Annotated in this window: 28 protein-coding genes and 1 pseudogene; 15 read left to right on the top strand and 14 right to left on the bottom strand. The window is 67.6% G+C overall.

Annotation, left to right across the window (positions count from 1 at the left end):
• Positions 1-69 precede the first annotated feature (69 nt).
• The 3 genes from OG555_RS24035 (at position 70) to OG555_RS24025 (ending at position 2,420) form a co-directional block, all read left to right on the top strand.
• Positions 70-819, top strand: a complete 750-nt coding sequence (locus OG555_RS24035) for a hypothetical protein (protein ID WP_329474787.1) — start codon at positions 70-72, stop codon at positions 817-819.
• A gap of 2 nt (positions 820-821) precedes the next feature.
• On the top strand, positions 822-1,604 hold the full coding sequence (locus OG555_RS24030) for an SDR family NAD(P)-dependent oxidoreductase (protein ID WP_329474786.1): 783 nt from the start codon (positions 822-824) through the stop codon (positions 1,602-1,604).
• 207 nt (positions 1,605-1,811) lie between these two features.
• A complete protein-coding gene (locus tag OG555_RS24025; protein ID WP_329474785.1) occupies positions 1,812-2,420 on the top strand; it encodes an alpha/beta fold hydrolase in 609 nt (202 codons plus the stop codon).
• Positions 2,421-2,450: 30 nt separating this feature from the next.
• On the opposite strand, the gene OG555_RS24020 is transcribed toward OG555_RS24025, so the two are convergent.
• Positions 2,451-3,575 (bottom strand): epoxide hydrolase family protein, encoded by a 1,125-nt coding sequence (locus OG555_RS24020; RefSeq protein WP_329474784.1) that lies wholly within the window; start codon positions 3,573-3,575, stop codon positions 2,451-2,453.
• Between the two features lie 112 nt (positions 3,576-3,687).
• Between OG555_RS24020 and OG555_RS24015 the strand changes: the two genes are divergently transcribed.
• Complete coding sequence (locus tag OG555_RS24015) at positions 3,688-4,170, top strand: MarR family winged helix-turn-helix transcriptional regulator (protein WP_329474783.1); 483 nt, start codon at positions 3,688-3,690, stop codon at positions 4,168-4,170.
• Positions 4,171-4,204: 34 nt separating this feature from the next.
• Here OG555_RS24015 and OG555_RS24010 read toward each other — a convergent pair whose 3' ends face one another.
• From OG555_RS24010 to OG555_RS23980, 7 genes are all read right to left on the bottom strand, one after another.
• On the bottom strand, positions 4,205-4,993 hold the full coding sequence (locus OG555_RS24010) for an MFS transporter (RefSeq protein ID WP_329474782.1): 789 nt from the start codon (positions 4,991-4,993) through the stop codon (positions 4,205-4,207).
• Entirely contained in the window at positions 4,942-5,373 is a 432-nt protein-coding gene (locus OG555_RS24005; protein WP_329474781.1) for an SLC13 family permease, read from the bottom strand. The genes OG555_RS24010 and OG555_RS24005 overlap by 52 nt, the downstream gene beginning before the upstream one ends.
• Positions 5,374-5,376: 3 nt before the next feature.
• Complete coding sequence (locus OG555_RS24000) at positions 5,377-5,892, bottom strand: CBS domain-containing protein (RefSeq protein ID WP_329474780.1); 516 nt, start codon at positions 5,890-5,892, stop codon at positions 5,377-5,379.
• A 521-nt stretch (positions 5,893-6,413) separates the two neighbouring features.
• The gene (locus OG555_RS23995) at positions 6,414-8,063 is read right to left on the bottom strand and encodes a phospholipase D-like domain-containing protein (RefSeq protein WP_329474779.1); all 1,650 of its coding nucleotides are present in this window, start codon (positions 8,061-8,063) and stop codon (positions 6,414-6,416) included.
• 24 nt (positions 8,064-8,087) lie between these two features.
• Positions 8,088-9,062 (bottom strand): hypothetical protein, encoded by a 975-nt coding sequence (locus OG555_RS23990; RefSeq protein WP_329474778.1) that lies wholly within the window; start codon positions 9,060-9,062, stop codon positions 8,088-8,090.
• Positions 9,059-9,328, bottom strand: a complete 270-nt coding sequence (locus OG555_RS23985) for a patatin-like phospholipase family protein (RefSeq protein ID WP_329474777.1) — start codon at positions 9,326-9,328, stop codon at positions 9,059-9,061. The genes OG555_RS23990 and OG555_RS23985 overlap by 4 nt, the downstream gene beginning before the upstream one ends.
• A gap of 134 nt (positions 9,329-9,462) precedes the next feature.
• Entirely contained in the window at positions 9,463-10,506 is a 1,044-nt protein-coding gene (locus OG555_RS23980) for a porin PorA family protein (RefSeq protein WP_329474776.1), read from the bottom strand.
• 121 nt (positions 10,507-10,627) lie between these two features.
• Between OG555_RS23980 and OG555_RS23975 the strand changes: the two genes are divergently transcribed.
• The gene (locus tag OG555_RS23975) at positions 10,628-11,683 is read left to right on the top strand and encodes a molybdopterin-dependent oxidoreductase (RefSeq protein ID WP_329474775.1); all 1,056 of its coding nucleotides are present in this window, start codon (positions 10,628-10,630) and stop codon (positions 11,681-11,683) included.
• A gap of 34 nt (positions 11,684-11,717) precedes the next feature.
• Here OG555_RS23975 and OG555_RS23970 read toward each other — a convergent pair whose 3' ends face one another.
• Both OG555_RS23970 and OG555_RS23965 read right to left on the bottom strand, forming a co-directional pair.
• Entirely contained in the window at positions 11,718-12,353 is a 636-nt protein-coding gene (locus OG555_RS23970) for a response regulator transcription factor (protein ID WP_329474774.1), read from the bottom strand.
• Entirely contained in the window at positions 12,350-13,552 is a 1,203-nt protein-coding gene (locus OG555_RS23965) for a sensor histidine kinase (RefSeq protein ID WP_329474773.1), read from the bottom strand. Before OG555_RS23965 ends, OG555_RS23970 begins: the two co-directional genes overlap by 4 nt.
• Positions 13,553-13,650: 98 nt before the next feature.
• Here OG555_RS23965 and OG555_RS23960 point away from each other — a divergent pair, with 98 nt between their 5' ends.
• Together OG555_RS23960 and OG555_RS23955 are read left to right on the top strand one after the other, a co-directional pair.
• Positions 13,651-14,811, top strand: a complete 1,161-nt coding sequence (locus OG555_RS23960; protein WP_329474772.1) for an ABC transporter permease — start codon at positions 13,651-13,653, stop codon at positions 14,809-14,811.
• A complete protein-coding gene (locus tag OG555_RS23955) occupies positions 14,808-15,488 on the top strand; it encodes an ABC transporter ATP-binding protein (protein ID WP_329474771.1) in 681 nt (226 codons plus the stop codon). The genes OG555_RS23960 and OG555_RS23955 overlap by 4 nt, the downstream gene beginning before the upstream one ends.
• A gap of 53 nt (positions 15,489-15,541) precedes the next feature.
• Here the strand turns inward: OG555_RS23955 and OG555_RS23950 are convergent, their stop codons facing one another.
• Positions 15,542-16,540, bottom strand: a complete 999-nt coding sequence (locus OG555_RS23950) for a zinc-dependent alcohol dehydrogenase family protein (RefSeq protein WP_329474770.1) — start codon at positions 16,538-16,540, stop codon at positions 15,542-15,544.
• Between the two features lie 66 nt (positions 16,541-16,606).
• On the opposite strand from OG555_RS23950, the gene OG555_RS23945 reads away from it, so the two are divergent.
• From OG555_RS23945 to OG555_RS23925, 6 genes and pseudogenes are all read left to right on the top strand, one after another.
• A complete protein-coding gene (locus OG555_RS23945; RefSeq protein WP_329474769.1) occupies positions 16,607-17,605 on the top strand; it encodes an AraC family transcriptional regulator in 999 nt (332 codons plus the stop codon).
• Positions 17,606-17,829: 224 nt separating this feature from the next.
• Positions 17,830-18,078 (top strand): annotated as a pseudogene (locus OG555_RS42905) (alcohol dehydrogenase catalytic domain-containing protein); the annotation flags it as partial.
• A 21-nt stretch (positions 18,079-18,099) separates the two neighbouring features.
• Entirely contained in the window at positions 18,100-18,750 is a 651-nt protein-coding gene (locus tag OG555_RS23940) for a zinc-binding dehydrogenase (protein WP_329474768.1), read from the top strand.
• 163 nt (positions 18,751-18,913) lie between these two features.
• Complete coding sequence (locus OG555_RS23935; RefSeq protein WP_329474767.1) at positions 18,914-19,681, top strand: SDR family NAD(P)-dependent oxidoreductase; 768 nt, start codon at positions 18,914-18,916, stop codon at positions 19,679-19,681.
• A gap of 31 nt (positions 19,682-19,712) precedes the next feature.
• Positions 19,713-20,747, top strand: coding sequence for a Gfo/Idh/MocA family protein (locus OG555_RS23930; RefSeq protein WP_329474766.1), 1,035 nt, complete (start codon positions 19,713-19,715; stop codon positions 20,745-20,747).
• Positions 20,748-20,920: 173 nt separating this feature from the next.
• On the top strand, positions 20,921-21,286 hold the full coding sequence (locus tag OG555_RS23925) for a PRC-barrel domain-containing protein (RefSeq protein WP_329474765.1): 366 nt from the start codon (positions 20,921-20,923) through the stop codon (positions 21,284-21,286).
• 185 nt (positions 21,287-21,471) lie between these two features.
• On the opposite strand, the gene OG555_RS23920 is transcribed toward OG555_RS23925, so the two are convergent.
• Together OG555_RS23920 and OG555_RS23915 are read right to left on the bottom strand one after the other, a co-directional pair.
• A complete protein-coding gene (locus OG555_RS23920; RefSeq protein ID WP_329474764.1) occupies positions 21,472-22,656 on the bottom strand; it encodes an epoxide hydrolase family protein in 1,185 nt (394 codons plus the stop codon).
• On the bottom strand, positions 22,643-23,857 hold the full coding sequence (locus OG555_RS23915; protein WP_329474763.1) for an MFS transporter: 1,215 nt from the start codon (positions 23,855-23,857) through the stop codon (positions 22,643-22,645). The genes OG555_RS23920 and OG555_RS23915 overlap by 14 nt, the downstream gene beginning before the upstream one ends.
• A gap of 71 nt (positions 23,858-23,928) precedes the next feature.
• On the opposite strand from OG555_RS23915, the gene OG555_RS23910 reads away from it, so the two are divergent.
• Both OG555_RS23910 and OG555_RS23905 read left to right on the top strand, forming a co-directional pair.
• Positions 23,929-24,912 carry a GlxA family transcriptional regulator gene (locus OG555_RS23910; protein ID WP_329474762.1) on the top strand — a complete coding sequence of 328 codons (984 nt, stop codon included), beginning with the start codon at positions 23,929-23,931 and terminating at the stop codon, positions 24,910-24,912.
• Positions 24,913-25,038: 126 nt separating this feature from the next.
• Positions 25,039-25,689 carry a hypothetical protein gene (locus tag OG555_RS23905; protein WP_329474761.1) on the top strand — a complete coding sequence of 217 codons (651 nt, stop codon included), beginning with the start codon at positions 25,039-25,041 and terminating at the stop codon, positions 25,687-25,689.
• Here OG555_RS23905 and OG555_RS23900 read toward each other — a convergent pair.
• Positions 25,676-26,803: a mandelate racemase/muconate lactonizing enzyme family protein gene (locus OG555_RS23900; protein WP_329474760.1), complete on the bottom strand. Its 1,128-nt coding sequence runs from the start codon at positions 26,801-26,803 to the stop codon at positions 25,676-25,678. The two genes, OG555_RS23905 and OG555_RS23900, sit on opposite strands and share 14 nt — an antisense overlap.
• Between the last annotated feature and the right edge of the window lie 29 nt (positions 26,804-26,832).

Genomic DNA, 26,832 nt, shown 5'->3' with positions numbered 1-26,832 from the left:
CTTGCTGTACAGATCGATTTTTTGGGAATAATCTGGTGGCGCCGTCACGACCTCAGGAGGAGCTTTTCCATGACGCCCATCCGGCATGACCTCGGCGGCTACGCCTACGATCCGGGCCTGCGGTTCGCCGGCAACGGAGTCGTCTCCCTGCCGGACCGGGTCATCGACCAAGCCATCCTTCGCGAGCCGCTCCCCTTCAAGGAGGGCTGCATCGCCCTGGAGCGGCACTTCGACGCCGCAGGCATTCCGCTCGGGTCCCTGTGCGGCCTCGAAGTGCGCCTTCCAGCGACGCTCTCCCTCAGCGACTTCGTCAGCTTCAACGACGTCTACATGGGCCAGTTGGACACCTGGGGACTCCTTCGGCACGGGGTGTCACCCTTGACGAGAACCAACGTCTCGCCAGTACACGAAGCCCCATCGGAGCCGACGCTCGCCGCCATCTCCTACGTCAGCGAGCGACCGGCCAGGCAACCGACGTACGTGATCTCGGGGATTGCGGAACTGCCGTCTGGTGGTTCGTATCCGCAGGAGGTACTCCGAACCGGTGAGACCACTCCGGACGCGCTGCACGAGAAGGCGAGCCTGATTGTCGACGTTCTCGAACGGCACCTCGAGACCCTCGGCCTGCAGTGGGCGCCCTCCGACACCGTCAACCTCTATTCGGCGCACGATCTGACCCACATGGTCTCCGACCTACTGGCGACTCGCCGGCACTCACCGTCCTACGGCCTGCTGTGGCACAACGCGGCACCCCCTGTGGTCGATCTGGAACTCGAGATCGACCTCCGCCGGTACGGGCACGTCGGCTGGATTGATTGAGCGTGGCCGACGAGGCCTCTTGGTCAGACCCGTTCTCGCTGACCGGTCGCGCTGCCTGGATCACCGGCGCCAGCCGTGGACTCGGTAGAGAGATCGCTCTGCGCTTGGCCGCCGCCGGAGCCGAGCTCCTTCTCACTGCTCGCGACGCCGACGCTCTCGCTGAGGTCGTCGCCGAGGTCCGGGCAAGGGGCGGGTTCGCCTACGCGTTGGCCGGCTCGGTCACCGACGAAGCAAGCGTCGCCGCGGCGGTCCGACAGGCTGACCAGCGGTGGGGCCGGCTGGACATCCTTGTCAACAACGCCGGCATCAGCCCCAGCTTCGAACGGGTCGAGCATCTCGACATCGGGACCGTGACGGAGATCCTCGACGTCAACCTGGTCGGGCCCTTCAGGTGTTCGACGGCTGCATATGAGCTGCTCACGCAGTCCGCCGACGCCAGCGTGGTCAACGTGTCGTCGATCCACGGTCGAGCAGCCATGGCGAGGACCGCCGGATATGCCGCCAGCAAGGGCGGTCTGGAGATGTTCACGAAGACTCTCGCCCTGGATTGGGCGCGCGATCAGATTCGGGTGAACGCCGTGGCGCCCGGATATCTCGTCACCGATATGACGCACGATCTACGGCACAGTGACAATGCAGCGGAACGCCTGCTGTCGAACATTCCCCTGCGACGCTTCGGCACACCGAACGAGGTCGCTACCGCGGTCCAGTTCCTCGCGTCCGCGGCATCAAGCTACATGACCGGCGCATCGCTGGTCGTCGACGGCGGATGGACGGCACGCTGATGCACACGATCCCCCTCGAACGCCCGTCGGCAAGGCCCCCGGTTGGCGAGTGAGAGGTTGGCGTCGAACAGGCACAACGTGGCTGTCCAGCGGTGGACGGCCACCGATGGGCGAGCGAAGGCTTGTCCTATGAGCGCAGAAGATCAGCTGAGAACTTTTGTCCTAGTGCCTGGAGCTTGGCATGGGGCGTGGGCGTGGGACGGCATCGTGGCCAGGCTTCGAGAAGCCGGCCATCAGGCCGTTGCCGTCACGCTGGACGGCCTCGAGCCGGACCCGTCGCCGGCCAGTGCTGGGGCGAACCTCGATACCCACATCGATCGAGTGCTCACCGTGTTGGACGCCTGTGGCCCGGGGCCGATCACGCTGTGCGCCCATAGCTATGCGGGGCTGGTGGTTGGCGGTGCTGCGGACCGATCCACTCGCCCCATCGATCGGCTGGTGTTCTGCGACGCGATCGTGCCGGCTGACGGCGACTCCTGGTGGGACCGGGTCAACGACCACTACCGGAACCGGGCCATCGCCGGGGTAAGGGCGGACGGCCGTACGGTGGCTCCCGGAGCCGGGAAGGACCCGAGGAGGCGACCGCATCCTGTCGCCTCGTTCCTCCAGCGGCTTCGCCTCGGAGACGGCATCGATCGAGTCGCGCGACGAACGTTCATCTACGCATCCGGGTGGGCAGCAACCCCATTCCACGAACAGTACGAGCGGCTACGCACCGCCCCCGGGTGGGAGGTCCACGAACTGGCGGTGGCTCATGCCGTGTACGACGAAGCCCCGGACGACCTCTTCGCCATCCTGACCGACAACGCTCGCTGAGTCGAAGGCACAGGCGAGTTTCGCCGCTTGTCATCGCCCAGCAGCCTGCCGGGCGGAACCTGAGCCCGTCCAGTCGTGTTCCGATGCCATGAGGAAGAAGTCCCGGACGTCCTCGGCGAGCAGGTCCGGCACCTCCATCGCGGCGAAGTGGCCGCCGCGCTCGAACTCCGACCAGTGCCTGATGTCGTACAGCCGCTCGGCCAGCGGTCGTACCGACTGGGTGATGTCATGGGCGAACACCGCCACGCCGAGCGGCACCCGGCACGACAGCTGGCTCCCCCGCGGGGCGTCGTGATGGAACCGGCCCGAGGACGCCGCGGTGCCGGTCAGCCAGTACAGCGAGATGTCGGTGAGCATCTGATCGTCGCTGACCGGCGTGGCGGGGTCGGTCCACTGTGCGAAGCGCTCGGCGATCCAGACCAGCTGGCCGACCGGCGAGTCGGTCAGCGCGTAGCCGATGGTCTGCGGGGTGAGCGCCAGTAAGGCCTGGAAAGGCGGACGGTTCGCCATCAGCTGCCTGACCTTGTCCAGCCTGGCCTCATCCGCCTCGGACACCTCGACGTCGGGGACCGGCCGGGTCGGCAGGTAGTTGACGTGCACTCCGACGACCTGCTCGGGCGCCACCGCGCCGAGCGCGATCGAGATGCCTGCGCCGAAGTCGCCGCCCTGCGCGCCATAGCGCTCGTACCCCAGGCGGCGCATCAACTCGGCCCAGGCCCGGGCGACCCGGACGGCGTCCCAGCCGCGCTCGTGGGTCGGCCCGGAGAACCCGAAGCCGGGGATGGACGGAATCACCAGGTGGAAGTCGCGCGACAGCGGCTCGATCACGTCGAGGAACTCCAGGAACGAACCTGGCCAGCCGTGGGTGAGGATCAGCGCGAGTGCGTCCGGTTTCGAGGACCGGACATGGACGAAATGGATATTCTGCCCGTCGATCTCGGTGGTGAAGTGCGGAAGCTCGTTGAGCCTGGCCTCGTGCTCGCGCCAGTCGTAACCGGTGCGCCAGTATTCGGCCAGCTGCCTGAGCCGCGCCAGCGGGAACCCGTAGTCCCATCCGGCGTCGGCGACCTCGTTGGGCCAACGGGTGCGGGAGAGGCGGTCGGTCAGGTCGTCGAGGTCGGCCTGGGGGATGTCGATGCGGAACGGCTTGATCATGGTGTCAACTCCGGCGGATTCATTCGGCGCCCAAATGTTCGGGCGACTAACGTTTATCGCCCAAACGATACCATCATCGTTGGTCCGTCTAACGATTCGTTAGACTGGTCACATGGAGAACCCATCCGACGAGGAGACGCCCACCCGCTGGGAGGGCCTGCCCAGCTGGCTGCTCGGCCAGACCGCCCAGCACGCGCACCGTCTGGTGGGCGATGGGTTCTCGTCCGTCGGCGCCCGCGGCTACCACTACCGCCTGCTGGCGACGCTGGAGGATTTCGGCCCGGCCAGCCAGGCCGCACTGGGCCGCCGTAGTGGCATCCACCTGAGCGACATGGTCGCGACGATCAACGAGCTCGCCGATCGCGGACTGGTCGAGCGCGCCCCGGACCCCTTCGATGGGCGGCGCAACATCATCTCGCTGACCGCCGCCGGCAAGCGACAGCTACGGCGGCTGGACAAGCGGCTGGCCGAGTCCCAGGACGAACTGCTGGCTCCGCTGTCACCCGAGGAGCGCCGGCGGCTGATCGAGCTGCTGTCCAAGCTGTCGGACCACCACAACCGACGAACCGATATCCCCGAAGAGCCAATGCGCTGACCGGGACCGCGCAGCCGCAAACAGCCACGTGGTGTTAGCGGATGCGGTCGACCCAGCGGAGCCAGACCAACGAAGTCGCCGTGACCGCACCAGCAACAAGGAAAGCCACCTGCGAGCTGTGAAAGCGGGCGACCAGGACACCGGCGATCCATGAACCCACCGCCTGCGCAGCCGCGGGAATCGCGACCAGCCAGGTGTTCGCCTCACCGCGGACGTCGGCGGGAACGGCTGAGTTGGCCAGTGTGGTGTAGGCAGCGACGGCGGGTGCGACCGCGAGTCCCCCGAGTCCAAGGACCACGCCCATCGGTATCGGTCCTGACGTTGCGGCCAGCAACAACGTCGAGACGGCGATCAGAGAGAGCAGAACCGCGAGCACGGTCTGGAGCGCACGCCTCGGTGGGCGCCGTGCGTACAAGCCGCCTCCGATGATCGAGCCCAGGCCCCAGAGAGCCAGCAGGAAGCCCGCAGTCTCCGAGTTGGCTGAGACTCGGTCGGCGAACGCGGTGACTGCCACTGTGACGGCACCAAACGTGATACCGAGGGCGCCGGATGTCGCGACCAGTGGGACGAATCCGGGGAGCCGCAACGGGCCTAGCGGATGAGTCCTCTGGCTCGAACGTGTGGTGCGCGAACTCAGCAGGGGACTGACAGCGACGAGCAGGCTTCCTGCACCCGTGACGAAGGCGACGAAGACCAAGGCTGCTCCGGGTGGAGCGAACGAGACGATCGCTGATACCAGTGCCGGACCGAGGAGGAAGACCAACTCGAACGTCACGGCGTCCAGCGCCTGCGCCGATGCCCGGAGCCGGGCAAGGGCTCGCACACCACGATGGTCACCGGCGCCACCAGCATGATCGTGGTGACGTTGTCCAGGAACGGCGAGGCGATCGCGGTGATGATCATCAGCATCACCATCAGCCGGTACGGCTCGCCGCGGGACCGTTTCGCCGCCCAGATCCCGAGGTAGTCGAACACCCCGGTCTGCTTGATGATCCCGATCACGATCATCATCCCGAGCAACAAGAAGATGACGTTCCAGTCGATGCCCTCGTGCTCGGAGAAGAACACCTCCGTTCCCGGTGCAAGGCCGAGCAACAACATGCCGGCGGCACCGATCAGGACCACCTTGACCTTGTTGGCCTTCTCGGTCGCGATGTAGAAGAACGCCAAGCCGAAGATCCCCAGCGCGACGAGCGGCCGCACGACTCAGCCCGAGGATGGGTCGCCGAGCCCGGTGACCGCGAGGCTGGTGAGCAACCGCTCCAACGTGATCGCACCGGTCAACTCACCGTTGGCACCGGTCACGGCGACCAGCGGACTCCGCGCCCGCGCCATCAACGCCGCGATCTCCAGCAGGGTCGCCTCCTCCGTCACTGCGGCCGGTCGCGACAACGGTTGCGGTAGGCAATCACCGACGGTCAGCTCCCCGAGCTGCCGCCAGAACAGGTCCGCCGACGACTCGTCGACAGTGCGGGCCAGCATCGGGTCGTCCCGGTACGCCGCCGGGATGCTCAGCCTGAGAACCTGAGAGCCCGGCAACACCGCCAACGGCCGGCCGCGCGGATCGACGACCACCAGACCCGGCATCCTGCCCACCGCCATCAAGCGGACGGCCTTCACCACCGGATCCAGCACCGTCACCGTGGGCAGGCCGACAGCTATGTCGCGCGCCCGCATCGCTTCGCCTTGACCGACCTGACCGACCGCCTCGACACTGCTCACCCTGACCTCCCTGACCGCCCACAACCGGACGGCCATCCAGGACATCAGTCTTGCTGTGCAACCACCCCTCCTCCATGGGGTCCACCACCCAACTTCAGCCGGCCCAGGCGATCCATCCAGCGGGCGATCGGGCGCGCTCTGTCGTCAGGTGATTGGTCTGCGTTACTTGACCGCGATGACGTCGATTGTCCGGATGTCCGGGTCGGCGGCCAGCAGGTCGGGGCCGACCTGGCCGAGGGCGGCCGGGATCTCGCCGTTGAGGTGGGCCTGCCGGCCGTCCTCGTCGGCGAACGTGTCGAAGATCCCGACGTCGCCGGCCCGAGGCGGAACGCGTACCAGGTGACCGTCCCCTCCTCGGCGGCCGCGAGCTCGCGCCCCGCCTCGAGGAACGCGCGCAGTTCCTCCTCCTTGCCCGGCTTGGCCTCCAACGTCGCCAGCAGTCCCCGGTCGATGCTCATCTCAGTGTCCTCTCGTGAGTTCCTTCCACCGACCGTACTGCGCCCGGCGTCCCTCGACGTCGATCACCGGAACAGCAGTCGCTGGCGGTAGCTGGGAGTGGTCTTGTCGAAGTACCGGTCGACCCAGCTGTCGTCCGGCGTCAGGTACGCCGTCGCTGCCGCGTCGTCCGCCCCTCGCAGCTTCTGCACGAGGTACCGGAAGTAGTAGTGGTTGAAGATCCGCATGAACTCGCCGAGGTAGATGTCGGCCACCCGCTGGTCGCCCTGGATCACCAGCATGTTCTCGTCGTTCTCGTTCACCGACGGGTTGCTGAAGTTCCCCGATCCGCTGATGACGAGCGGGGTGTCGCCGAGCGGATCGATCAGCATGAATTTGGTGTGGCTGTACCGGACCCGCGGGTTGAGGCCCGTGAGTTGCTCCCGGACCCAGCGGTCCAGGATCGCGGTCCGGAGGAACGAGCCGACCGCGACCTTGACGTCATGGTCGGTCTCGAAGGTCACCTCGTCGTCGCCGGGTGCGCGTTCGAGCACGAGATACCGCATGACATCGGACTCGGGCGCGATCGCCCCGGCGATCTTGTCGTGCAGACCGAAGGCCGCCGTCATGAAGAACGACTTCTTGGCCTTGGCAGCCTCCCCTGCGTACCAGTCGATCAGATCCAGATTGGTCCGCGGGCTGAAGATCGGGGCGATCCCGGCGGGCGGTGGGGTGGCCGGCGTGGGAGTCGCGTCGGTGTCGGCCGGCCGGAGCCGGTTGTATGCCGGATCGACCGCGAGCCGTTGCCAGTAGTCGAAGTACTGCGTGGCTACCGCAGGGTCGCGGACCAGATGACCGACGTTCGACTGACCGAAGAGTCCGCCCCAGGTGATGTTGGTGGATCCGGTCCACACCCGCTGGGGCACGTCGTCGTGCAGCAGGACGAAGAACTTGTTGTGCGCGATCGCGCTGTTCGTCGTCCGCGGGATCATGTACGGCGTGAGCCCGGCGGCCGTGATCTGCGGTTCGCTCTGCTGCCAGACCCGCGGGCTGTCCGGATCGGTACTCGCCTTACCACGCCGGTCGTACACGATCCGCAGGTCGACTCCACGCGCCGCGGCCTTCGCGAGGGCCTCCAGCACCCGCGGATACGCGAACTCGTACACCGCGCCGCGCAACGCGAATCCGGGCCCCGTGGCCGACTCGATGAACGCGATCAGGGCCTCCTCCAGCCCTCTCGACAGCCAGTCGTAGACCGAATCACTCCGATCGCCGGGTCGCGGCGCGCGACCGAACCGCTGGGCGTACGCCTGGCTGCCTGCGACACCGCGGTTGAAATGTACGGCGTGCGTGCCTTCGTCGACTCGCTCGGTCGTGACGGCCACGGTCACGTCATGGCGGATCACGAGGTTCTTCGGCTTGCCGTAGAGCCCGACCACCCGGTACTCGTACTGCCGGCCGGGCTTCGCGGTGTAGTCACCCCAGAGGAACGACTGCACCGGGTGCTCGCGCAGACTGACGGAGGTGCCTGGTGGAATCCCCGTCGACGTCTCTTTGAACACCTTCATGCCGCGCAGCCAGTAGCGCTCCTGCTCAGTCGGATCCCACCGCTCGATGGCGAAACCGAGAAGCCCTTTGGTGCGTGCCTTCGGCAGATCGACTCCCAGCAGTACGACGTGCGTGCCGGCGATCGCGTGAACTCGCAGGGATCCCGCCGTACCGCTTCTACCTCGCATTGCTCCCCCAGTGCATCGTGTTGGTCATCGCTCGGCGAGCAGACTGTCGACCTGGCGCCGCAACGCCTGTCCTCGGCCGGTCAGACCGAGTGTGCCTCCCGACAGCGCGAGCAGACAGCGGAATCGCATGTCCAGCCTCCACAGCAGGTCGACGACCTCGGACTCGTTCGCGGTGTTCGCCGGCCACGCGATCACCGCACAGCGAGCGTCTGCGACGAGTCGCCGCCGGATGGCCCGGACCGATCCCAGCAGGACTGCGAAAGGTACGACGTACAGCAGGAGCAGGCTGAACACCACAGCGGTAGCGAGCGCCGATCGCCAGACCCAGCTGGGCTGGACCGGCCACCACCAGATGATGCCAACGGCAACTATGACGTAGCAGGCTCCGTAGATCACCGACCAGGTGGCCGCGACGCCGCTGGAGTGAGTGACGCCGCTGACTTCGTTCTTCCACTGCACGGCGTTGGCGTCGATCCATTCGACCAGGCGGACCATACCGTAGACGGCCGCCGCGGCAACCGCCAGCGCGACGAGCACGATCCAGGCGACGGCGACCAGCAGCCGCAAGAGGATCCGCTGTGGCGTCTGGAGCTCCGAAACCGCGACACCGAGAAATCTCTGCGCCAGTCTGTCCAGCGCGCGATACAGGGTCGAGACCGGACTCCGGACCTGGGACGGCAGACTCCCCAGCAGCATCAACGCGAGCGCGAGCGCGACGATCGTGCCGGCGACAGCCAGCGCGTGGTTCCGCCCGGTGCTGTCTCCACTGCGCCACCCCTCGACCGCGAACGCGACCAGTGGAATCACCGGCGTCAGCACGCCGTCGGCCTCGGCGCGCCGGAAGGTGAAGGTGCCCTCGTGCAGCATCTGCGGCAACTGCTGACCGAGCGCGGCGACCGTGACGATCCTCGCTCCGTGCAGCAGGGTCGTGGTGATGATCAGCTCAATCGGATGGGCCGACAGCGAGGTGGGTGTCCACCCGGCGCACAGTTGCTTCATCGCTTCGGGTCCGCATGCGCGTTCGCCTGGCTCAGCGCGAGTGCCGCGCCGTTGATCCCGCCCGCCGACGTCCCGGCGATGACATCGGCCCGGGCCTTGACGTCGAGCAACTGCAGCAAGGGCCCGTACGGGCCCTTGCCGCGGGTGACGCGATCGATCTCGCGCACCACACCGCCCATCCAGACCGCGAGACTCACTCCACCGTTGAGCACGACGGCGAAGCGGATCTCCTCCGGCGCGTCCTGGACGTCGTTCAGCTGATCCATGACTCCCCCACGCCGGCCACCGCGCCCACCCCTGGATCGCCCACCGGTCCCCTCGAGTGGATGGTACGCCCGGCGTCACACTCCGTCACCCCCGAAGTGCGATTCACCGCCGGGCCGTCAACCTGTTCGCCGCGTCAGCTTGGTGCGGGCGAGTCCACGCCTGTCGGAGTGTTTTCTGGGCCGGGCTGTGCGGGCCTGCGCCTGCCCAGCCACAGTCCGAGCGCCACCAGAACCAGGCCGAGGACCAGCAGCACGATCGGACCCCACACCTCGATCCAGCTGAGCAACCGGTCGGAGTTCGCCACCCTGTCCGCCGCATCCTGCACCGACGCCTGGTCTTCGGCGACGTCGATCGTCAGTACCGGGAGCAGCGGAATCGATGCCGCCGCCGTCCCCACGTTGGCGACCACCGAGCGGTTGATCTTCGTATCCAGGGGAACACCCAACGCGGCGTCTGCCCAGACGTCGTAGGTGCTGGTGGCCGTGTAGCTGAGCGGCACCTGGTCCGGCAGCACCGACACGAGCGGGAGCAACCTCTGCTGAGTCTCGGCGGGCAGCAGAGCGAGCAGTTTCGGCGCGAGCGTCCTCGGAAGCGAGGCGGGCAACTGCTGCAGCAACGCGGGATTGGCCAATGCGCCGGACGCGGTGGCCCGATAGTGGTAAGTGTCGCGACCTGCACGCGTCTCGGTGCCGACGTACGTCACTGGTACGGCGGTCCGCGTCGGGGTGTCCCAATACGTGTAGACGCCGGACTTCGGTTCCGGGTCGACCGGCAGGCTGACCGTCAGCCCCTGGTGCTTCTCGACCTCGACACCGTTGATGGAGGCGGTTTCGGTGAGGTCCTTCCGGTCGACAGCGTACGTGTGGTTGTCCTTCGAGGACGTCGTTCCGGCCTTCAGTGTGAGGTCGTCGTGCACGATCGCCGTGTCGCTGTTCGCGTCGCTGACGTAGACGTGCCGGTCGAGAGTGACCGGGATGTCTCGCGCGAGCGCGTTGGCCACGTCGCCCGACTGCAGTGCCGCGGCGTTCAGCACAGTGCCCTTGCCGCTGTACGCCGTAGTGATGTCGGTGTCAGCCGGCAGTCTCGTCACGCTCGGCGCGACGACGAACCTGAGCAGGGCCGCACTGACGATCAGCAGTACTCCGACCCCGATGAGAAGCCACCCTGAGCGGCGCATCTCGGACCTCCAGAATCCGACGGATATGCCCGTCCTGAGTCCCATGGTGATCGTTCTGCGAGAAAGCCGGTTCATCCCTCGCGGGCGAGAACCTTCGGAGTTGACGGGGCACACTTGAGATATGGGCCGGGAGGGTGGGGTCCGCCGACGTGCCGGGCGCCGTACCAACGTCGCCCTGCTGATGCTGCTCGTTCTCGCGTTCGGCACCGGCTGGGTCACGTTCGGCACGGGCACCACGACGCCCGAGCGGATCGTCACCGTGCTGCACGGCGCAGCGGGCCTCGCGCTGGTGTTGCTTGTCCCGTGGAAGTCGCTGATCGTGCGGCGGAGCAGGGCGTTCCGGTCGGCTTCCTGGCGTGCGGCTGACGGCGTCGCCCTCGGGATTCTCGTCGCCGTATCGCTCTTCGCGGGCGTCGTACACGTCCTCGGCGGCTTCCGGACCTACGCAGGTCTCACCCCGATACAGGTGCACGTCGGCGCCGCGGTGCTCGCGGTGCCGTTTGCCGTCGTGCATGTGTTCCGGCACCCGCAACGGCCGCGGCGTACGGACCTGTCCAGGCGCACACTGCTCCGCGCGCTCGGTCTGGGAGGTGGTGCGGCTGCCGCCTACCTCGCCGTGGACGGTGTCGCCCGTGGGCTCTCCTTACCGGGACAAGACCGCAGGGCGACCGGCTCACACGAGGTCGGCTCGAATCGCCCGCAGGCGATGCCGGTCACTCAGTGGGCCCTGGACACTGTGCCGGAGATCGATCTCGCCACGTGGCGGCTGCGTGTCGAGGTGGCGGGTCTGCAGGTGGCCGAGCTCGACGCTGACGCGCTGGTGGCGATGGCCACCGACGAGATGGAGGTAGTGCTCGACTGCACGGGCGGTTGGTATGCCGACCAGCACTGGCGCGGGGTGCGGCTCGACCGGCTCCTGCCGGCATCGCTCCCGCCAGACGCACGCAGCGTCGTCGCGATCTCCTTCACCGGGTACGCGCGACGCCTGCCGTTGCGGGACTTACCACACCTGCTCGTCGCGACACATGTCGCCGACCAGCCCCTATCGATCGGCCACGGTGCGCCCGCACGCCTCGTCGCGCAGGGTCGCCGGGGCTTCTGGTGGGTCAAATGGCTCGACCGCGTAGTCGTCGACACCCAGCCGTGGTGGTGGCAGCCCCCCTTCCCGCTGCAGTGACATGCGCCCGTCCGCATCCATTCTGCCGTCGCGCCTAGCGCCGGATGAGGCCGAGGTCGGTGGCGGTGGCGACGGCGGCGGTGCGGGAGTCGACTCCGAGTTTGGTGTAGATGCGGGCCAGATGAGACTTCACGGTCCCCTCGGTCAGATGCAGACGCTGACCGATGGCCTGATTGGACAGTCCCTCGGCCACGAGCGCGAGGACCTCGGTCTCGCGCCGGGTCAGGGCGGTGCCCGGTGTGCGGAGGCGGGCCATCAGGCGATCCGCGACACTGGACGCCAGCGTGGTGCGGCCTGCGGCGGCAGTGCGCACGGCGGCGGCCAGATCCTCTGGTGGTGCGTCCTTGAGCAGGTAGCCGGTGGCGCCGGCTTCGATGGCGGGCAGGATGTCGGCATCGCTGTCGTACGTGGTGACGATCAGCACCCGGGGAGCGGGGGTATGGCCGGCGATGGCAGCCGTAGCCTCAGCGCCGTTCATGCCCTTGCCGAACTGGATGTCCATGAGCACGACGTCGATGTCGCCCTGTGCGGCGCGGGCGACGGCGTCCTCCGCGGTTGCTGTCTCGGCGACCACCTCGATGTCGGCTTCAGTCCCCAGCACGGCCCGCAGCCCGGCGCGGACGACCGGATGGTCGTCGGCCAGCAGCACACGGATCGGCGTATCGGTCACGGGCGAGCCTCGGTTGTGCGGTCGAGGGGCAGTTCGGCGGCCACGGTGGCGCCATGGCCGGGGACGGATCTGACCGTCAGGGTGCCGCCGAGCTCCTGCAGGCGGGACCGCATGGCGGGGAGCCCGAACCCACCGCCGTCCGGCGTCCGGTCCGGCAGTTGATTCGGGTCGAAGCCACGTCCGTCGTCGACGATGGTCACGACGACACGGTCCCCGGAGTAGCAGAGGGTGATCTCCGCCGAGGTCGCCTCGGCGTGGCGGACGACGTTCGCGAGGGCAGACTGGACGACGCGCAGCAGCGCAACCTCCAGTGCCGTCGGCAACGGCACGACGCTGCCTGTCAGACGGAACCGTGCGTCGAGCTGGTGCCGGGCGCCGGTAGTGGCGCACAACCGTTCCAACGCACCCGCCAGGGTGGCGCCCTCCAGGGAGGGCGGTGCCAGGGCCGCGACGAATCGCCGTGCCTCGGCGAGGTTGTCGGCAGCGCTCTGGCGGGCCTGCTCGACATACTCGGCGGTGTTCTGCGGGCTGTCCGGAAGGGAGCGGCCGGCGGCGTGCAGCAACAGCTGAATGCTGGACAACCCCTGGGCGAGCGTGTCGTGGATCTCGCGGGCCAGGCGTTCACGTTCGGCCGCCACGCCCGCCGCGTGCTCAGCGGTTGCCAGGTCGGCGCGGGTCGCGGTCAGTTCCTCGATCAGGCGTCGGCGTTGCTCGCTCTCGCGATACAAGGCCTGATAACCCCACACGACGGCCACGGCCACGGCGGCGCCGAGGGCCGGCCCGATAGCAATCGCGATGCTGAAGGTGCCCTGATGCGCGGAGAAGCCGATGATCGCCGCCACCGCTGTCGCCACGACCGCAACCAGACCGGCACGGCGAGGCGCCAGATGCAGTTCGACAAAGTACAGCGGAAACGCCAGCCACACTGCGTCGGCGGAGAGCACCAGGACGACCACCCACGCAGCAACCAGGACGCTCAGCCACACGAGGGCGTTGCGACGCGAACGCCGTACGCCGGGCAACACCGGGCCGGCGGCATAGACCACGGCGCAGATCGCGGCTGCGGCGACGACCAGTCCCGCCCGCGGGCTGTCGTCGGCCACGGCTCGGACGGCCGTCAGGGCCAGTAAGGCGAAGACCAGCAGATGCAGACACCACGCCAGTACTCGAGTGGTCGGGGTCAGGACAACAGCATTCACAGTGCTTCCAGGCTAGGGGCAGTCCGATCGCCAGACGTCTGTCGAAAGTTGGAACCTGCGCACCGGCTTTCGGCGCCCCAAGTGCCGTCCTAGGCCAGATGCCCGGCCGCGGTCCGGTTGTAACCCTGGAGATATCCCACTTCCACCTCATGAAAGCGCAGGGTTACCGCGTGTTCGTCGCCTGGAGAGACCTGAGATTCGCCAAGGGGCGCTTCGCCCTGATGGGGACCGTCATCGTGCTGATCACGCTGCTGGTCGGGTTGCTCTCGGGCCTGACCGCCGGACTCGGCCGGCAGAACATCTCCGCGATCACAGGTCTCCCGGTGAACAGGATCGCGTTCGACGCGCCCGGCGACCGGCAAGAGCCGTCGTACTCGAACTCGACGGTCACCGAGCAGCAATGGGAGCGATGGGCCGAGGCGCCGGGCGTCAGCAGCGCCGAGCCGCTCGGCATCACACTGACGAAGGCGAGCGCCGGAACCAAGAGCATCGGCGTATCCGCGTTCGGCGTTCGGCCCGGCTCGCCCCTCGCCCCGGACAGCTGGAAGATCGACGGCCGGGCAGTGGTACTGTCGTCCACCGCGGCGGATGACCTCGGTGTGATCAAGGGCGACGCCGTGACCATGGCCGGACAGGAGATGGTCGTCGCGGCGGTCAGCGGTGACGCTTCGTTCAGCCACACACCTGTCATCTGGACCAGCCTGAACACCTGGCAGCAGACCACACCTCCGACCGGCGGGCGGGACGAACTCACCGCCACCGTCATCGCCGTGAACGCCACGTCCGACGCCGATCTCGGAGCCGCGGACGAGGTTGCGGGCACCCTGTCTGTCTCCAAGGCCGACTCGCTGCCGGCCATCGGCTCCTACCGTTCCGAGAACGGATCACTGCAGCTGATGCGCGGCTTCCTGTTCGCGATCTCGGCCTTGGTCATCGGCGCGTTCTTCACTGTGTGGACGATCCAGCGAAGCGGCGACATCGCCGTACTCAAGGCTCTGGGCGCCTCGACCGCCAACCTGCTCAAGGACGCGCTCGGTCAGGCCCTCGTCCTGCTCGCCGGCGGGACCCTGATCGGCACCGCAGTCGCCGCGGGCCTGGGAGCCGTCGTCGGCGGTTCGGCGATTCCCTTCGTTCTCACACCCACCGTGGTGCTCCTGCCGGCCACCGTAATGATCGCCCTCGGAGCGCTCGGCGCTGCCCTGTCCATCCGCCGCATCACCTCCGTCGACCCGCTGACCGCGCTGGGGAGCACCCGATGAGCCTGCACCTGACCGACATCACCCTCACCTACCCCGACGGCGACTCCCGCCTGACAGCGCTGGACCGCGTCACACTCGACGTACCGCCGGGGAGCCTCACCGCCGTCGTCGGCCCCTCCGGCTCCGGCAAGTCCAGCCTGCTCGCGGTCGCCGCGACCCTCATCGCCCCTGACGCGGGCACCGTCACCATCGACGGCACTACGACCACCGGGCTCACCCGCGGCCAACTCGCCGACCTCCGCCGCCGCAAGATCGGCATGGTGTTCCAGCAGCCAAACCTGCTGCCGTCCCTGACAGCCTCCGAACAGCTCCAGGTCATGGCACAGATCGACGGTCGCAAGCCTCGCACCGCCGTCCGCAAGGCCGCGGAACTGCTCGCCGCAGTCGGCCTGTCCGACCACGCCGACAAACGGCCCCACCAGTTGTCCGGTGGCCAACGCCAGCGGGTCAACATCGCCCGCGCCCTCATGAACGACCCAAGGCTCCTCCTCGTCGACGAGCCCACGAGTGCTCTGGATCACGAACGCGGCGCCGCCGTCATCGACCTGATCACCCGCCTCACCCACGACCACTTCACCGCGACCGTCCTGGTCACCCACGACCGCACCCACCTCACCGCCGCCGACCAGATCACCGAGGTCATCGACGGCCGCCTCCACCTGCCCAGCATTCGATGATCAGGCGCCGACCGCCGGTCTGCGAGTATCGGTTGCCTCGGGCCACCTGACGGCTAGCGATTCACCGCCAGGACGACCTTGCCCAGTTGGGTGTTGGCTTCCAGATAGCGATGGGCCTCGACGACCTCGGTCAGGTCGAAGGCGCGGTCGACCACGGGCGCCAAGGCACCCGAACGAAGGCCCGCGGTGACGAATCGTTTCGCCCGCTCGAGCCGCGCATCGTCATCCATCGTGACTTCGGTGAAGGCATAGGTACGAACGTTGCGGGCCCGGAAGTCCGGATGCACCGGCAACGGCATCGGCGCCGGATCCAGCCAGCCGTAGACGACCAGGGACCCACCAGGAGCGACAGTCTGGATCAGCGTGTTCAGGCCGGCGCCACCGATCGCGTCGATCGCCAGCGCCACACCATCGCCATTCGTGACGGAGAGAACCTCCTTGACGACATCCTGGGTCTCGGTCACGACGACATGGGCGGCACCGGCGTCGAGGAGTCGCTGCCGCTTCGCATCGGTGCGGGTCGTCACGATCGGAACCGCACCGATGCTGTTGGCGATCTGAATCGCTGCGATCCCGACACTGCTCGACGCGCCAGTGATGAGAACTGGCATCGCGGGTACGAGTCCGCCGAACTCCAGCAGCATCCCGTAGCCGGTCGAGTAGGCCATCCAGGTGGCGGCGGCGTGCACGGCGTCGACGTTTCCGGGATGCCGCACAAGTGCCCGGGCCGGCAGGATCGCGGTCTCGGCGTACGTCGCGAACTCGGTCATCAGGAAGGTCGGCAACGCGCTGACCGCATCACCGGGCACGAAGTCGTGCACGCCTTCACCGACTGCCTCGACCACCCCGGCCGCCTCGTACCCGAGTCCCGATCCGGGCAGCGCCGGCTGGTAGACGTAGGTCCCGTTCCGGAAGTTGGCCTCCGCCCGGTTGACACCGATGGCGTCCACCCTGAGCCGTACCTCTCCCGGCCCGGGATCGCCGACCGCGACCTCCTCGATCCGAAGCACCTCCGGACCCCCGAGCCGATCGAACCGCACCACTCTCGCCATCTCGTCCTCCTGATGTGCCGATCGGTCGACCGGGCTTCAGGAGGAGGCTATGCAGCCGTCAGGTAGATGCTCAATTGGTATCCGTCCATGATGACCAATTCATCGTCTACACTTTCGGCCATGGATGTCCTGACCGACGCGATCACCGCGATGCGCGCGGGTCGTCCACATTCGAAGCGTCACGTCCTCACCTCTCCCTGGGGAATGCACTTCCGCGACGACTACGGTGCCGCCTTCCACGTCGTACTGCAGGGCTCGTGCTGGTTGCTGCCGCCGGGCGATGCCGCACCGGTCCAACTGGGTCCGGGCGACGTCGTCTTCCTGCAGAACGGCGCTCCTCACGGCCTGGCGGACCACCCTGACACCCCGACCCGCCCATTCGATCCAACCCGCCAGGACGGGCTCCCGGCCGGCGACGGCACGGCGACGATCCTCCTCTGCGGCGCCTACGTACTGGATGCAGCGCGGCCACATCCGCTGCTGACAGCCGTGCCGCCGATGATTCACCTGCCCGCCAGACTCGGGCAGCGCGACTCGCTCCGGACTGCCGTCGGCATGCTCGGCGATGAACTGTCGACTCCTCGCCCCGGATCGACGGGCGTCATCGCAGCCTTCATCGATACGCTGCTTCTCTACATCCTCCGCACTTGGTTCGAAGAGCAGGCGCAAGAGGTACCCCCAGCAGGATGGGCACTCGCACTCCAAGATCCCGCTGTCAGCGGTGCGCTGCAGGCCATTCACGACGCGCCAGAGCGCGGTTGGACTGTCGCTGACCTCGCCGCAACCGCCGGCCTGTCGCGCGCTGCCTTCGCCGGGCGATTCGCGACGCTGGTCGGATGCCCACCGATGAAATACCTGACCTGGTGGCGCCTGACCACCGGAGCCCGCCTGCTGCGTGAATCGAACCAACCGCTGGCGACCGTCGCCCGCCAAGTCGGCTACGGCTCCGACGTTGCCTTCGCCCTCGCCTTCAAGCGGGAGTACGGCGTCACCCCCGGCAGATACCGCCACGGGCGTCAGCCGACTGACCTCGAAGGTCCACAGACGCTCAACACAATGCCTTAGGCATCGAATCGCCGATCAGACGCCGAACCTGCGAAGGCGTTAGCGCAGTCGACCACTACCAGGCGATGACGACGCCACGTGGATCAACTCTCAAGCAAGACCGGGCAGGTGGAGAGCCGTCCGCGACAAACCGGCTGCGTTTGTCGTACGTCGCGAGCCTCGTGCGGACCTTGGTTCGATTGGGGACGGCGTCCCGATCGTCCCGGTGCGACTAGGGTCAAGGTGTGCTCGCTTTGACCACCACGGCAACCGCGCCGCACGTCGTGCTGACCACCGTGGCGGATCCGGTCCCGTCGCGGAACGAGGCTCTGGTTCGGGTCCGGGCGTTCTCGCTCAACCGCGGCGAGGTTTTGGATCTTCCGGGATTACCTGAAGGGTCAGTCCCGGGTTGGGACGTGGCCGGTGTCGTCGAGCGGGCCGCCGCGAATGGGGCAGGGCCGCCCAGCGGGACACGAGTGGTCGGATTGGTGCGGGCTGGAGCATGGGCGGAGTTGGTGTCGGTCCCCACCACCATGCTGTCGCCGGTTCCCGACAATGTCGCTGACGTGCAGGCCGCCACGCTACCCACGGCCGGTGTGACGGCATTGCGGAGCTTGGAACTCGGCGGGCTGGTGCTCGCGAAGCGGGTTCTCATCAGCGGCGCGACGGGTGGCGTGGGGCGGATCGCCGTGCAGCTGGCCCGCGCGGCAGGTGCGCACGTGACTGCTCTGGTGCGCAACGCAACTGTGTCTGCTCCATTGCTTCACGAACTGGGTGCTCGCGAGGTCATCGAGCGGCTCGAGGGAGACTTCGACCTGGTCATCGACTGCGTCGGGGGCGCCGTCTTCGGGCAGGCCGCGGAGCACCTTGCGCAGCGCGGCATTCTGGTCAATATCGCCACTCAGAGTCCGGACCAGACGGTGTCCTTCCGCGCAGGCCGGTTCGATCGGTCCCCAGGCGCCAAGATCTACACCCTGAATCAGTGGGACGAAAGCGCCGCGCAGGGCGGCGCTGCCAACGACCTCGCTCGCCTTTGTGCCCTGGTCGCCGATGGGCGCCTCGACGGGAAGGCCGAATACGAAGGCTCCTGGCGCGAACCGGAGATCGCTGTCGAGGCTCTCCTGAAGCGCACGATCGGTGGCAAGGCAGTGTTGCACGTCGGCTGAAACCCGTCTCAGCGCGACTGCACGCAGCGTGACCTGGCGACGTAGGCGCCGCTTGAGACGGTGGATGGCGCGTCTGGGCCGGGTACGGCAGGCTGCTGGCATGGCGCGTGAGGACTCTGACTCGACGCGCTCCAGCGGGCTGACGTCACCCCGAAAGGACAGCATGAACGCTCTGCAGAAGTTCTCGCTCGAGGGCAAGGTTGCTCTCGTGACCGGTGGGAGCCGGGGTCTTGGACGTGCGATGGCCGAAGCGCTCGGCGATGCGGGTGCTGCGGTAGCGGTCACCGCGCGAACGCTGGCTTCGGCCCAAGCGGCCGCCGAGGAGCTGAGTGCGCTCGGCATTCGCGCGTACGGCGTACAGCTCGAGGTGTCCGATGTCGAGGACGTCGAACGTGCGGTCGAGCAGGTGAGCACCGAGTTCGGTGAGATCGATGTGCTGCTCAACAACGCCGGCATCGGCGTCGCGGGCCGGGCCTTCGAGACGCCCGACGAAGCATGGCATGAGGTGTTCTCCGTCAACGTCGACGGCGTCTGGTACTGCAGTCGTGCGGTCGGACGCCGGATGGCGGAGCGGGGTGGCGGCACGATCGTCAACGTCGGTTCCATGTCGGCCGAGATCGTCAACCAGCCCCGGTGGCAGGCGTCGTACCTCTCGTCCAAGGCCGCGGTCCATCAATTGACCAAGGCGCTGGCGGCTGAGTGGGCGCCGCACGGGATCCGCGTGAACGCGATGGCGCCGGGATACTTCCTCACCGAGATGTCGCCGGTCGACCAGCCGGAGTTCAAGGAGTGGTGCGTCGATCCCGCTGCCATGAAGCGCTATGGGTTGCCGCCGGAGCTGGGGCCGGTGGCGATCTTCCTGGCCAGCGAGGCGTCCAGCTTCATGACCGGCTCGATCGTCAAGGTCGACGGCGGCTTCACCCTGTTCTGAGGCCGGCTTCCCATCTCCTGAAAGGTCTTTCATGGTCACCATTGGCATCGTCGGCGCCGGACTGCGCGGGAGGCTGTTTGCCGAGGCTCTCCAGGCGCAGCCGGACGTCACGGTCGTCGGTCTCGCGGAGCCCTCGGCCAAGGTGGCCGAGGAGGCGAGGGACGCCACGGGCCTGCCCGTCACCGCGTCGCACACCGAGTTGCTCGAGGCATTCGATCCGGACGCTGTGATTGTGGCGACCCCTGACTTCGCCCACCGCCAGATTGCCGTCGACGTGGCCGAGGCCGGTAAGCATCTGCTGATCGAGAAGCCGGTCGCCACCAACCTGGACGACGCCGATGCGATTGCCGAGGCGGTTCACCGCTCGGGCGTTCGATGCCTCGTCGGCTTCGAGAACCGTTGGAACCCGCACGTGGTGCAAGCCAAAGCGGCGATGGAGTCCGGGAGTCTCGGCGAGCCGATCACGGCATCAGCCACCCTGAGCAACTCCTTCTTCGTGCCGAGCACCATGCTGTCGTGGGCGGCCCAGTCGTCGCCGGCCTGGTTTCTGATGCCGCACACCGTCGACCTTGTCCTGTGGCTCACCGCCAGGTTGCCCGTGTCGGTGAGCGCGGTGGGGTCTCGTGGTGTCCTCGCGAAGCGCGGCATCGACACCTGGGACGTGGTGCATGCGTTGGTCACCTTCGACGACGGATCGACGGCGACGCTCTCATCGGCGTGGACACTGCCGGATGCCGGTGACGGCATAGTCGACTTCCGGTTCCAGGTGATCGGCACCGAAGGGTCGGTGACCGCGGATCTGTCCCATCAGGGCCTCACCGTGGTGAGCGACAAGTACCGGTCGGCGTGGCCGGTCTCCGGCCGGATCGGGCGATCACAGGTCGGTCCTGCCGTGTGGATGGTCCAAGACTTCGCGGCGGGTCTCGTGGACGGCGGCGAGCTCGGTCCGGGCATCGACCACGGCGTACTGGTCACGCAGATCATCTGCGCGATCGAGGACTCGATCACCACCGGACAGCCCGTGGACCTGAGCGATCCGAGCACCCAGGCCACGCGCCGCGCCTGACAATCCGCCAACCGACGCGGACTTGAACTCGCGGTGTCCTGCTTGATCGCGCGGGTGGTGGGTACCGGGCTCGCACCATGCTCGAGACACCGGGTGCCGGTCTCGGGCTGGCGCGCGCGTGTCACGGGTTCCCTTGCTGGGCCAACGCCCACCTGTACGAAAGGCGAACCGCCATGTCGATGAATGCATTCGACCCTTGGAACTACCGAACGACGGCCGGCTACACCCAGGGCACCGACCTGACCGGGTACAAGATCGCCGCCCTTGACGGTGATATCGGCAAGGTCGACGAAGCCAATGACCAGACCGGCACCTCCAGCTTGGTGGTCGACACCGGACCGTGGATCTTCGGGCGTAAGGTGCTGCTGCCGGCCGGCGTGGTCGAGAAGGTCGACCATGACGACAAGAAGGTCTATGTCGACCGGACCAAGGACCAGATCAAGGACGCCCCTGAGTACAACTCCGACGCCGGCGTCGACGACGACTACCGGACCCGGCTCAGCGGCTACTACGACGACACCTACCGCTCCGGCATGTAGCCACCCCTGACCCGAGCGTTCGGCGGCCGCCGCGCCGCGGAACCACCGGCCCCCGGCCGCCGAACGCACGGACCGCTCACGATCACGCCTCAGTAGTTGTCCGGAGCAACGGTCATGGACAGCGGAGGGCCGGCGCGTCGCTCAGACGACCAGGAACCCCGGTGCGGCCCTCACGACGCGGTGCACTAGCGCGTGCCGATTTCATCGAAGAATGCTGCGATGTCGCGGCTGAGCGACTCGGGCTGTTCGGCAGCCGGGAAGTGCCCGCCTCGAGGCATTGGTGTCCAGCGGCGGATGTTGTACAGGCGCTCCGCCCACTCGCGCGGCGGGCTGCCGTCATCGATGAACTGGTTGGCGAACAATGCGACCGCAGTGGGGACGGTGACGACATCGATTGACCGGAGCTGGGCAGCCAGATCGCGGTTGTCGACGTAATCTCGCATCGACGTGGTGATTGTCTGCGTCGCCCAGTAAATGGTGACGATCGACAGCAGCAGGTCGCGGGAGAAGGTGGCGTCCAGGTCGCCCGCGGAGTCGGCCCAACCTCGCCACTTCTCGAGTATCCACGCCGCCAAGCCGGCGGGTGAATCGTTGAGCCCGTAGCCGACGGTCTGCGGTCGGGTCGACTGAATGGCACCGTAGCCACGGTCGTCGTCTCGCCACCGCCGGTACTGAGCCAGGTAGTTGCGTTCGGCCTCGGACAACGGCCGCGATCCCGGGCCGGTGTACGGAGGCAGGTCAAGATTGCCGAGATGGATGCCGAGCATGGGCGCGGGTTCGTCCAGCGCCATGAACGTTGTGACCGCCGAACCCCAGTCGGTGCCGTGCGCGCCGTACTGCGAGTAGCCGAGCCCGCGCATCAGCCGATGCCACTGCGCCGCTACGTATCGGCTGGTCACACCGGTGCGGGCGGGTCGCTCGGAGAAGCCGTATCCGGGAAGTGAGGGGATCACGACATCAAAGCCGGGCCCGTCGAGGCCGTGAGCGGCTGGGTCGGTCAGCCACGGCACAAGGGGCAGGAACTCGACGAAGCAGCTTGGCCACCCGTTCGTCAAGACCAGCGGGATGCCGCGGCCGGTCCGGGCCCTCTCGTGCACGAAATGAATCCGGACACCGTCCACATCGGCCACGAAGTGAGCGAAGCTGTTCAGCCAGCGTTCCTGAGCATGCCAATCGAAGCCGTCCGCCCAGTACGTCAGCAACCCTCGCAAGTAGGCGAGATCCGTGCCCTGCCGCCACGGTGCGTCCGGCGAGTCAGGCGGCCATCGTGTGCTCCGGATCCGGGCCGCCAGGTCGCCCAAGACCTCTTCGCTCACCGAGATCGTGAACGGCCTCGGGTCGAACGTCGACGCCGCGTCAGTCGACTCCATCCCTCCACCCTGCCATGGATCCGGCCAGCCACAAGGCCGCCACTGTCGCGACGACGAGGGTGATGGTGAGAGCGTGTAGGGCCGTCCAGTCGAAGCGTGTGTGGGAGATCGTCAGCAGGTACGGCACTGCGAATCCGAGATAGCACAGCGCCTGGTACGCAGCGGTCGCTGATCCGAGTCGTGCCGGATGAGCCACGCGCTGGACGTCGGAGAGACCGGCGAACTGGGTGATGCCGTATGCCGCACCGAGTGCGATGCACGCGATCAGCACTGGCAGGACGGTTGCAGTCGCGGCGGCCCACACTGCCACCGCGAGCGCGACCACGACACTTGCCATTGCGACGAGGAGCAGGCGTCGTCCCGCCACGCGGGCGGCGGCGGGCTGTACGACGACGGCGGCAAACGCCGGCACCGCAGTCGCAACTGCGGCGAACGCCACTGGCGAGGCCCCGGCGCCGGACGCCACCAGACCCGGGAGGAAGGCCAGAGCGATCGCCGCGGTGCCGAATACCCATGGTGCGAATGGCAGCAGCACGAACAACAGGTACCGGGCAGGCAAGGTCCGGCGCGGCGCAGGGGGCGAATCGGCCGGCCGGCTGTCCGTAACGACAGCGCGTGCTCGACGCAGGAGGAGCAGCGCCGAAGCCGCGAGTACCAGATGAGGTAGATAGGCACTGACTTCGGGTATCGGAGCCCACTGCGCGACGACTCCCGCGACCAGCGGCCCGATCCCAAATCCAGCGGACATCGCGACAGTTGTCCTCCTCGGTCCCGCGCTCGCGGCTCCTTCGGTGACGGACAACTCACGGATCCAGGCTGCGCCCGCGCCGAAGCCCAAGCCGCTACTGGCCCCGGCCAGCAGCCGACCTGGGTACAGGCACCACAGATGAACTGCTCCCAGAATCAGGGTCAGGCTCCCTGCCAGCGAGAGCAGCACGGCTGCTTGCACGACCTTGCGTCGCCCGATGCGGTCGGACCACCGCCCGCCGGTCACCAGTGCCGGGACGAGACTGACGGCGTACAGCGCGAAGAGCAGACCCGTTGCCGAGGCCGAGACCCCGTGCTGCTGATACAGCACGATCAATGGGGAGAACTGGTTCGCACCCCACCCGATCGCCGCGATCGCGACTCCTGGCCACACCCAGTCGCGGGCAGCAGTTGTCGAACGGTCAGCTACAAGCGCGGGATCTCTGCCGGTCATGGATACCAGCATTACGGTCGCCGTACGCCGCAAACAGTGTCCGATCAGACGTCTGAGATACGATTTCGGACATGGCTCACGTCATCGCCCTCGCGCTCAGCGACGGCGTACCCATCTTCGAACTGGCTGCGCCCGCCGCCATTTTCGGCACGAACCGGTCAGAGCTGACAACCACGGACTGGTACGACCTGCGGGTCTGCAGCCCCGCGAACGCCCGCGTCGACGCGTGGTTCACCACGACAACGCCCTATAGGTACGACGACCTCATCGCGGCCGACACCGTGATCGTGCCGGCGTGCCACGACGAGGCACTCGACCCGCCCCTGGACCTCGTCGACGCGGTACGGAGTGCCGCCGAACGCGGAGCACGCGTCGTCTCCCTTTGCACGGGTGCGTTCGTCCTTGCCGCCGCCGGGCTTCTGGACGGGCGTCGCGCCACCACACACTGGTTGCACGCAGCAACCCTGGCCGACCGCTATCCCCACATCGAGGTCGACCCCGCCGCACTCTACGTCGACGAGGGACGCGTGCTCACCTCCGCCGGCAAGTCCGCAGGCATGGACCTGTGCCTGCACATCGTCAGATGCGACTACGGAGCTGACGTGGCCAATCAGGTCGCCCGTCGACTCGTGACACCTCCCCATCGCGAAGGTGACCAGAGCCAATACATCGACCCGACCCAACCGCGTGCCACCCACGACACACTCGGAAACGTCATGGACTGGGCGATCACGCACCTGGGCGAACCGATCACGGTCGAACAGCTCGCCAGGCATGGCCGCGTGAGCGTCCGCACCCTCCATCGGCACTTCAATTCCCACGCGGGCACCAACCCCCTCGACTGGCTCAACAGCCAACGCGTACGCCGGGCTCAGCAACTCCTCGAGACCACTGGCCTGCCCATCGAACACATCGCCTCGCACTGTGGATTCGGAACCGCAACTGCTTTCCGACGGCAGTTTCGCCGGCTCCTCGACACCACCCCTGACAACTATCGCCGCACCTTCACGACCGAAGTCGTCACACCGACGCGCGGTGACACGGCGCCCTCCTGACCACCTGGTTCTCATTCACGGTGATGGCGCTGGGCGCGGCCGAGTCGGGGTGGGCTCATCCGCGCCGGGGGAAGCGCCTGGCAACGGGACTGCCTTACGGTCTGCGGGTTGGGGGGTGGTGCGCACGTGATCGGTCATGCGCTGGTTTCTGTTCCGAGGCCGGCCACCCGGCGGGGCTGGGACGTCGCGATCGCCGCAGGGTTCGCGATCGGGTCGGCGTGTTTCTTCATCGGGCCGTTCCCCGGGTTCGTCCAGCTCGTGGGTTCCGCGACGGACGGCGTGGTCTTCTTCGTCGGCTCCATCTTCTTCACCCTCGCCGCTGCCATGGAACTGCGGGAGGGGACCGTACGGCGCGGCCACCGGTGGGGCCGTGATCCGTCCTGGTGGAGTGCCGCGGTCCAGTTCGCCGGCACACTGCTGTTCAACGTCAGCACGTTCTCCGCGATGCAGGAAAGCCTGTCGACCCAGCAGGAGAACCGGCTGATCTGGGCGCCCGATGTGTTCGGCTCGGCGTGCTTCCTCGTGTCCGGCGCGCTGGCCTACCGTATGACGGCCGGACCGGGGCTCCGCCCGCGGCGTGTGGACCGGACGTGGACGACGGTCGCAGTGAACCTGCTCGGATGCATCCTGTTCGGGATCTCGGCCATCGCCTCGTTCATCGTGCCGTCCACCGGTTCGATACTCCACCTTGCCGCCGCGAACTGGTGCACCGCGCTCGGCGCCCTCTGCTTCTTCATCGGCGCCCTCCTACCCCTGCCCCGTCTCACCAGTTCGTGACGGATCCGTCTGGGCGGTGGAGGCGGGGAATGGCGGTCGTTGCGGGGGGCACGGCCTGCGACAGATCGGCGGTGATGCCGAGGCCTGGCGCATCGGATGCGGTCAAGCGGCCTGGCTCGGCGATGATCGTCGAGGTGAAGGCACCCAGCGGGGCGGTGGCGCGGTGGGCCTGTTCCTGCACGCTCACGTTCGGCAGGGCGGTGTTGAACTGGGTGGACGCCGCCGTACAGAGCGCACCGATCGAGTTGTGTAGCGCCAACTGCACGTGGTGCGTCTCGCACAACGCCGCGATCTTGCGCCCCTCGGTAATCCCGGTGTGACCGAGATCGATCCGGGCGTGGTCGATCAACTCGTCCTCGACCAACTGCAGGAACTCCCACTTCGTGCAGAGCTGCTCCCCCGCCGCGATCGGTACGCCGACCCGCCCCCGGAGCGACTTGTACGCCGAGAGGTGCTCACTGCGCAACGGGTCCTCGACGAAGAACGGCCGCATCGGCTCCAGCTCGCGACACAGCTGCACCGCCTCCGCCAGGTCGAGCCGGGTGTGGACGTCGATCAGCAACTCGATCTCGTCGCCGAGTCCGGCCCGCAGCTCCCGCATCAGTTCGACCGACCATCGGACCGCACGACGCGCCTCGTACTCCGGCTCCTGCGGATCCCAAGCCGTCAGCCGCAGGTGCCGCCATCCCTGACCGGCCAGCTCGGAGGCATGGTTGAGCACGTCGTCCATCGACCCACCACGCACATGTGCGTACGCCGGGACGTAGTCGCGCGACCGGCCGCCGAGCAGCTCGTGCACGGGGACACCCAGTGACTGCCCGCGGATGTCCCACAGCGCGATGTCGATCCCGGCCAGCACCGAGGCGTGATGGCGATCCGAGGGGAAGAAGACCGACCGGAAGCCCAGCTGCCAGATGTGTTCGATCCTGGTCGCGTCGACCCCGACGAGCAGTGGTCGCAGGTCCTCGACCAGCCCCGCCGCGGCCCGTTCGCGACCACGCATCCCCACCTCGCCGAGACCGGTCAAACCGTCGTCGGTCCTGACCACTGCCACCAGCGCCGGCCAGTCGTCGGCGGCCGGCAACATCACCAGGTCGATCTCCTCGATCTTCATGGCTTCACCCCATCACAGCACCGCGCGAG

Origin of the sequence: Kribbella sp. NBC_01484 (assembly GCF_036227145.1) — a bacterium.
In the GTDB taxonomy this organism is placed as follows: domain Bacteria; phylum Actinomycetota; class Actinomycetes; order Propionibacteriales; family Kribbellaceae; genus Kribbella.
The sequence above is the reverse complement of the archived record's forward strand: the minus strand, read 5'-3'. Positions and strand labels throughout refer to the sequence as shown.

Excerpts from the sequence above, each read along its gene's own strand:
- OG555_RS24035 (WP_329474787.1), top strand. The coding sequence starts at position 70 with ATGACGCCCATCCGGCATGACCTCGGCGGCTACGCCTACGATCCGGGC.
- OG555_RS24020 (WP_329474784.1), bottom strand. The coding sequence starts at position 3,575 with ATGATCAAGCCGTTCCGCATCGACATCCCCCAGGCCGACCTCGACGAC.
- OG555_RS24015 (WP_329474783.1), top strand. The coding sequence starts at position 3,688 with ATGGAGAACCCATCCGACGAGGAGACGCCCACCCGCTGGGAGGGCCTG.
- OG555_RS23995 (WP_329474779.1), bottom strand. The coding sequence starts at position 8,063 with ATGCGAGGTAGAAGCGGTACGGCGGGATCCCTGCGAGTTCACGCGATC.
- OG555_RS23990 (WP_329474778.1), bottom strand. The coding sequence starts at position 9,062 with ATGAAGCAACTGTGCGCCGGGTGGACACCCACCTCGCTGTCGGCCCAT.
- OG555_RS23985 (WP_329474777.1), bottom strand. The coding sequence starts at position 9,328 with ATGGATCAGCTGAACGACGTCCAGGACGCGCCGGAGGAGATCCGCTTC.
- OG555_RS23980 (WP_329474776.1), bottom strand. The coding sequence starts at position 10,506 with ATGCGCCGCTCAGGGTGGCTTCTCATCGGGGTCGGAGTACTGCTGATC.
- OG555_RS23975 (WP_329474775.1), top strand. The coding sequence starts at position 10,628 with ATGGGCCGGGAGGGTGGGGTCCGCCGACGTGCCGGGCGCCGTACCAAC.
- OG555_RS23960 (WP_329474772.1), top strand. The coding sequence starts at position 13,651 with ATGCCCGGCCGCGGTCCGGTTGTAACCCTGGAGATATCCCACTTCCAC.
- OG555_RS23955 (WP_329474771.1), top strand. The coding sequence starts at position 14,808 with ATGAGCCTGCACCTGACCGACATCACCCTCACCTACCCCGACGGCGAC.
- OG555_RS23950 (WP_329474770.1), bottom strand. The coding sequence starts at position 16,540 with ATGGCGAGAGTGGTGCGGTTCGATCGGCTCGGGGGTCCGGAGGTGCTT.
- OG555_RS23945 (WP_329474769.1), top strand. The coding sequence starts at position 16,607 with ATGCTCAATTGGTATCCGTCCATGATGACCAATTCATCGTCTACACTT.
- OG555_RS23935 (WP_329474767.1), top strand. The coding sequence starts at position 18,914 with ATGAACGCTCTGCAGAAGTTCTCGCTCGAGGGCAAGGTTGCTCTCGTG.
- OG555_RS23930 (WP_329474766.1), top strand. The coding sequence starts at position 19,713 with ATGGTCACCATTGGCATCGTCGGCGCCGGACTGCGCGGGAGGCTGTTT.
- OG555_RS23925 (WP_329474765.1), top strand. The coding sequence starts at position 20,921 with ATGTCGATGAATGCATTCGACCCTTGGAACTACCGAACGACGGCCGGC.
- OG555_RS23920 (WP_329474764.1), bottom strand. The coding sequence starts at position 22,656 with ATGGAGTCGACTGACGCGGCGTCGACGTTCGACCCGAGGCCGTTCACG.
- OG555_RS23915 (WP_329474763.1), bottom strand. The coding sequence starts at position 23,857 with ATGACCGGCAGAGATCCCGCGCTTGTAGCTGACCGTTCGACAACTGCT.
- OG555_RS23910 (WP_329474762.1), top strand. The coding sequence starts at position 23,929 with ATGGCTCACGTCATCGCCCTCGCGCTCAGCGACGGCGTACCCATCTTC.
- OG555_RS23900 (WP_329474760.1), bottom strand. The coding sequence starts at position 26,803 with ATGAAGATCGAGGAGATCGACCTGGTGATGTTGCCGGCCGCCGACGAC.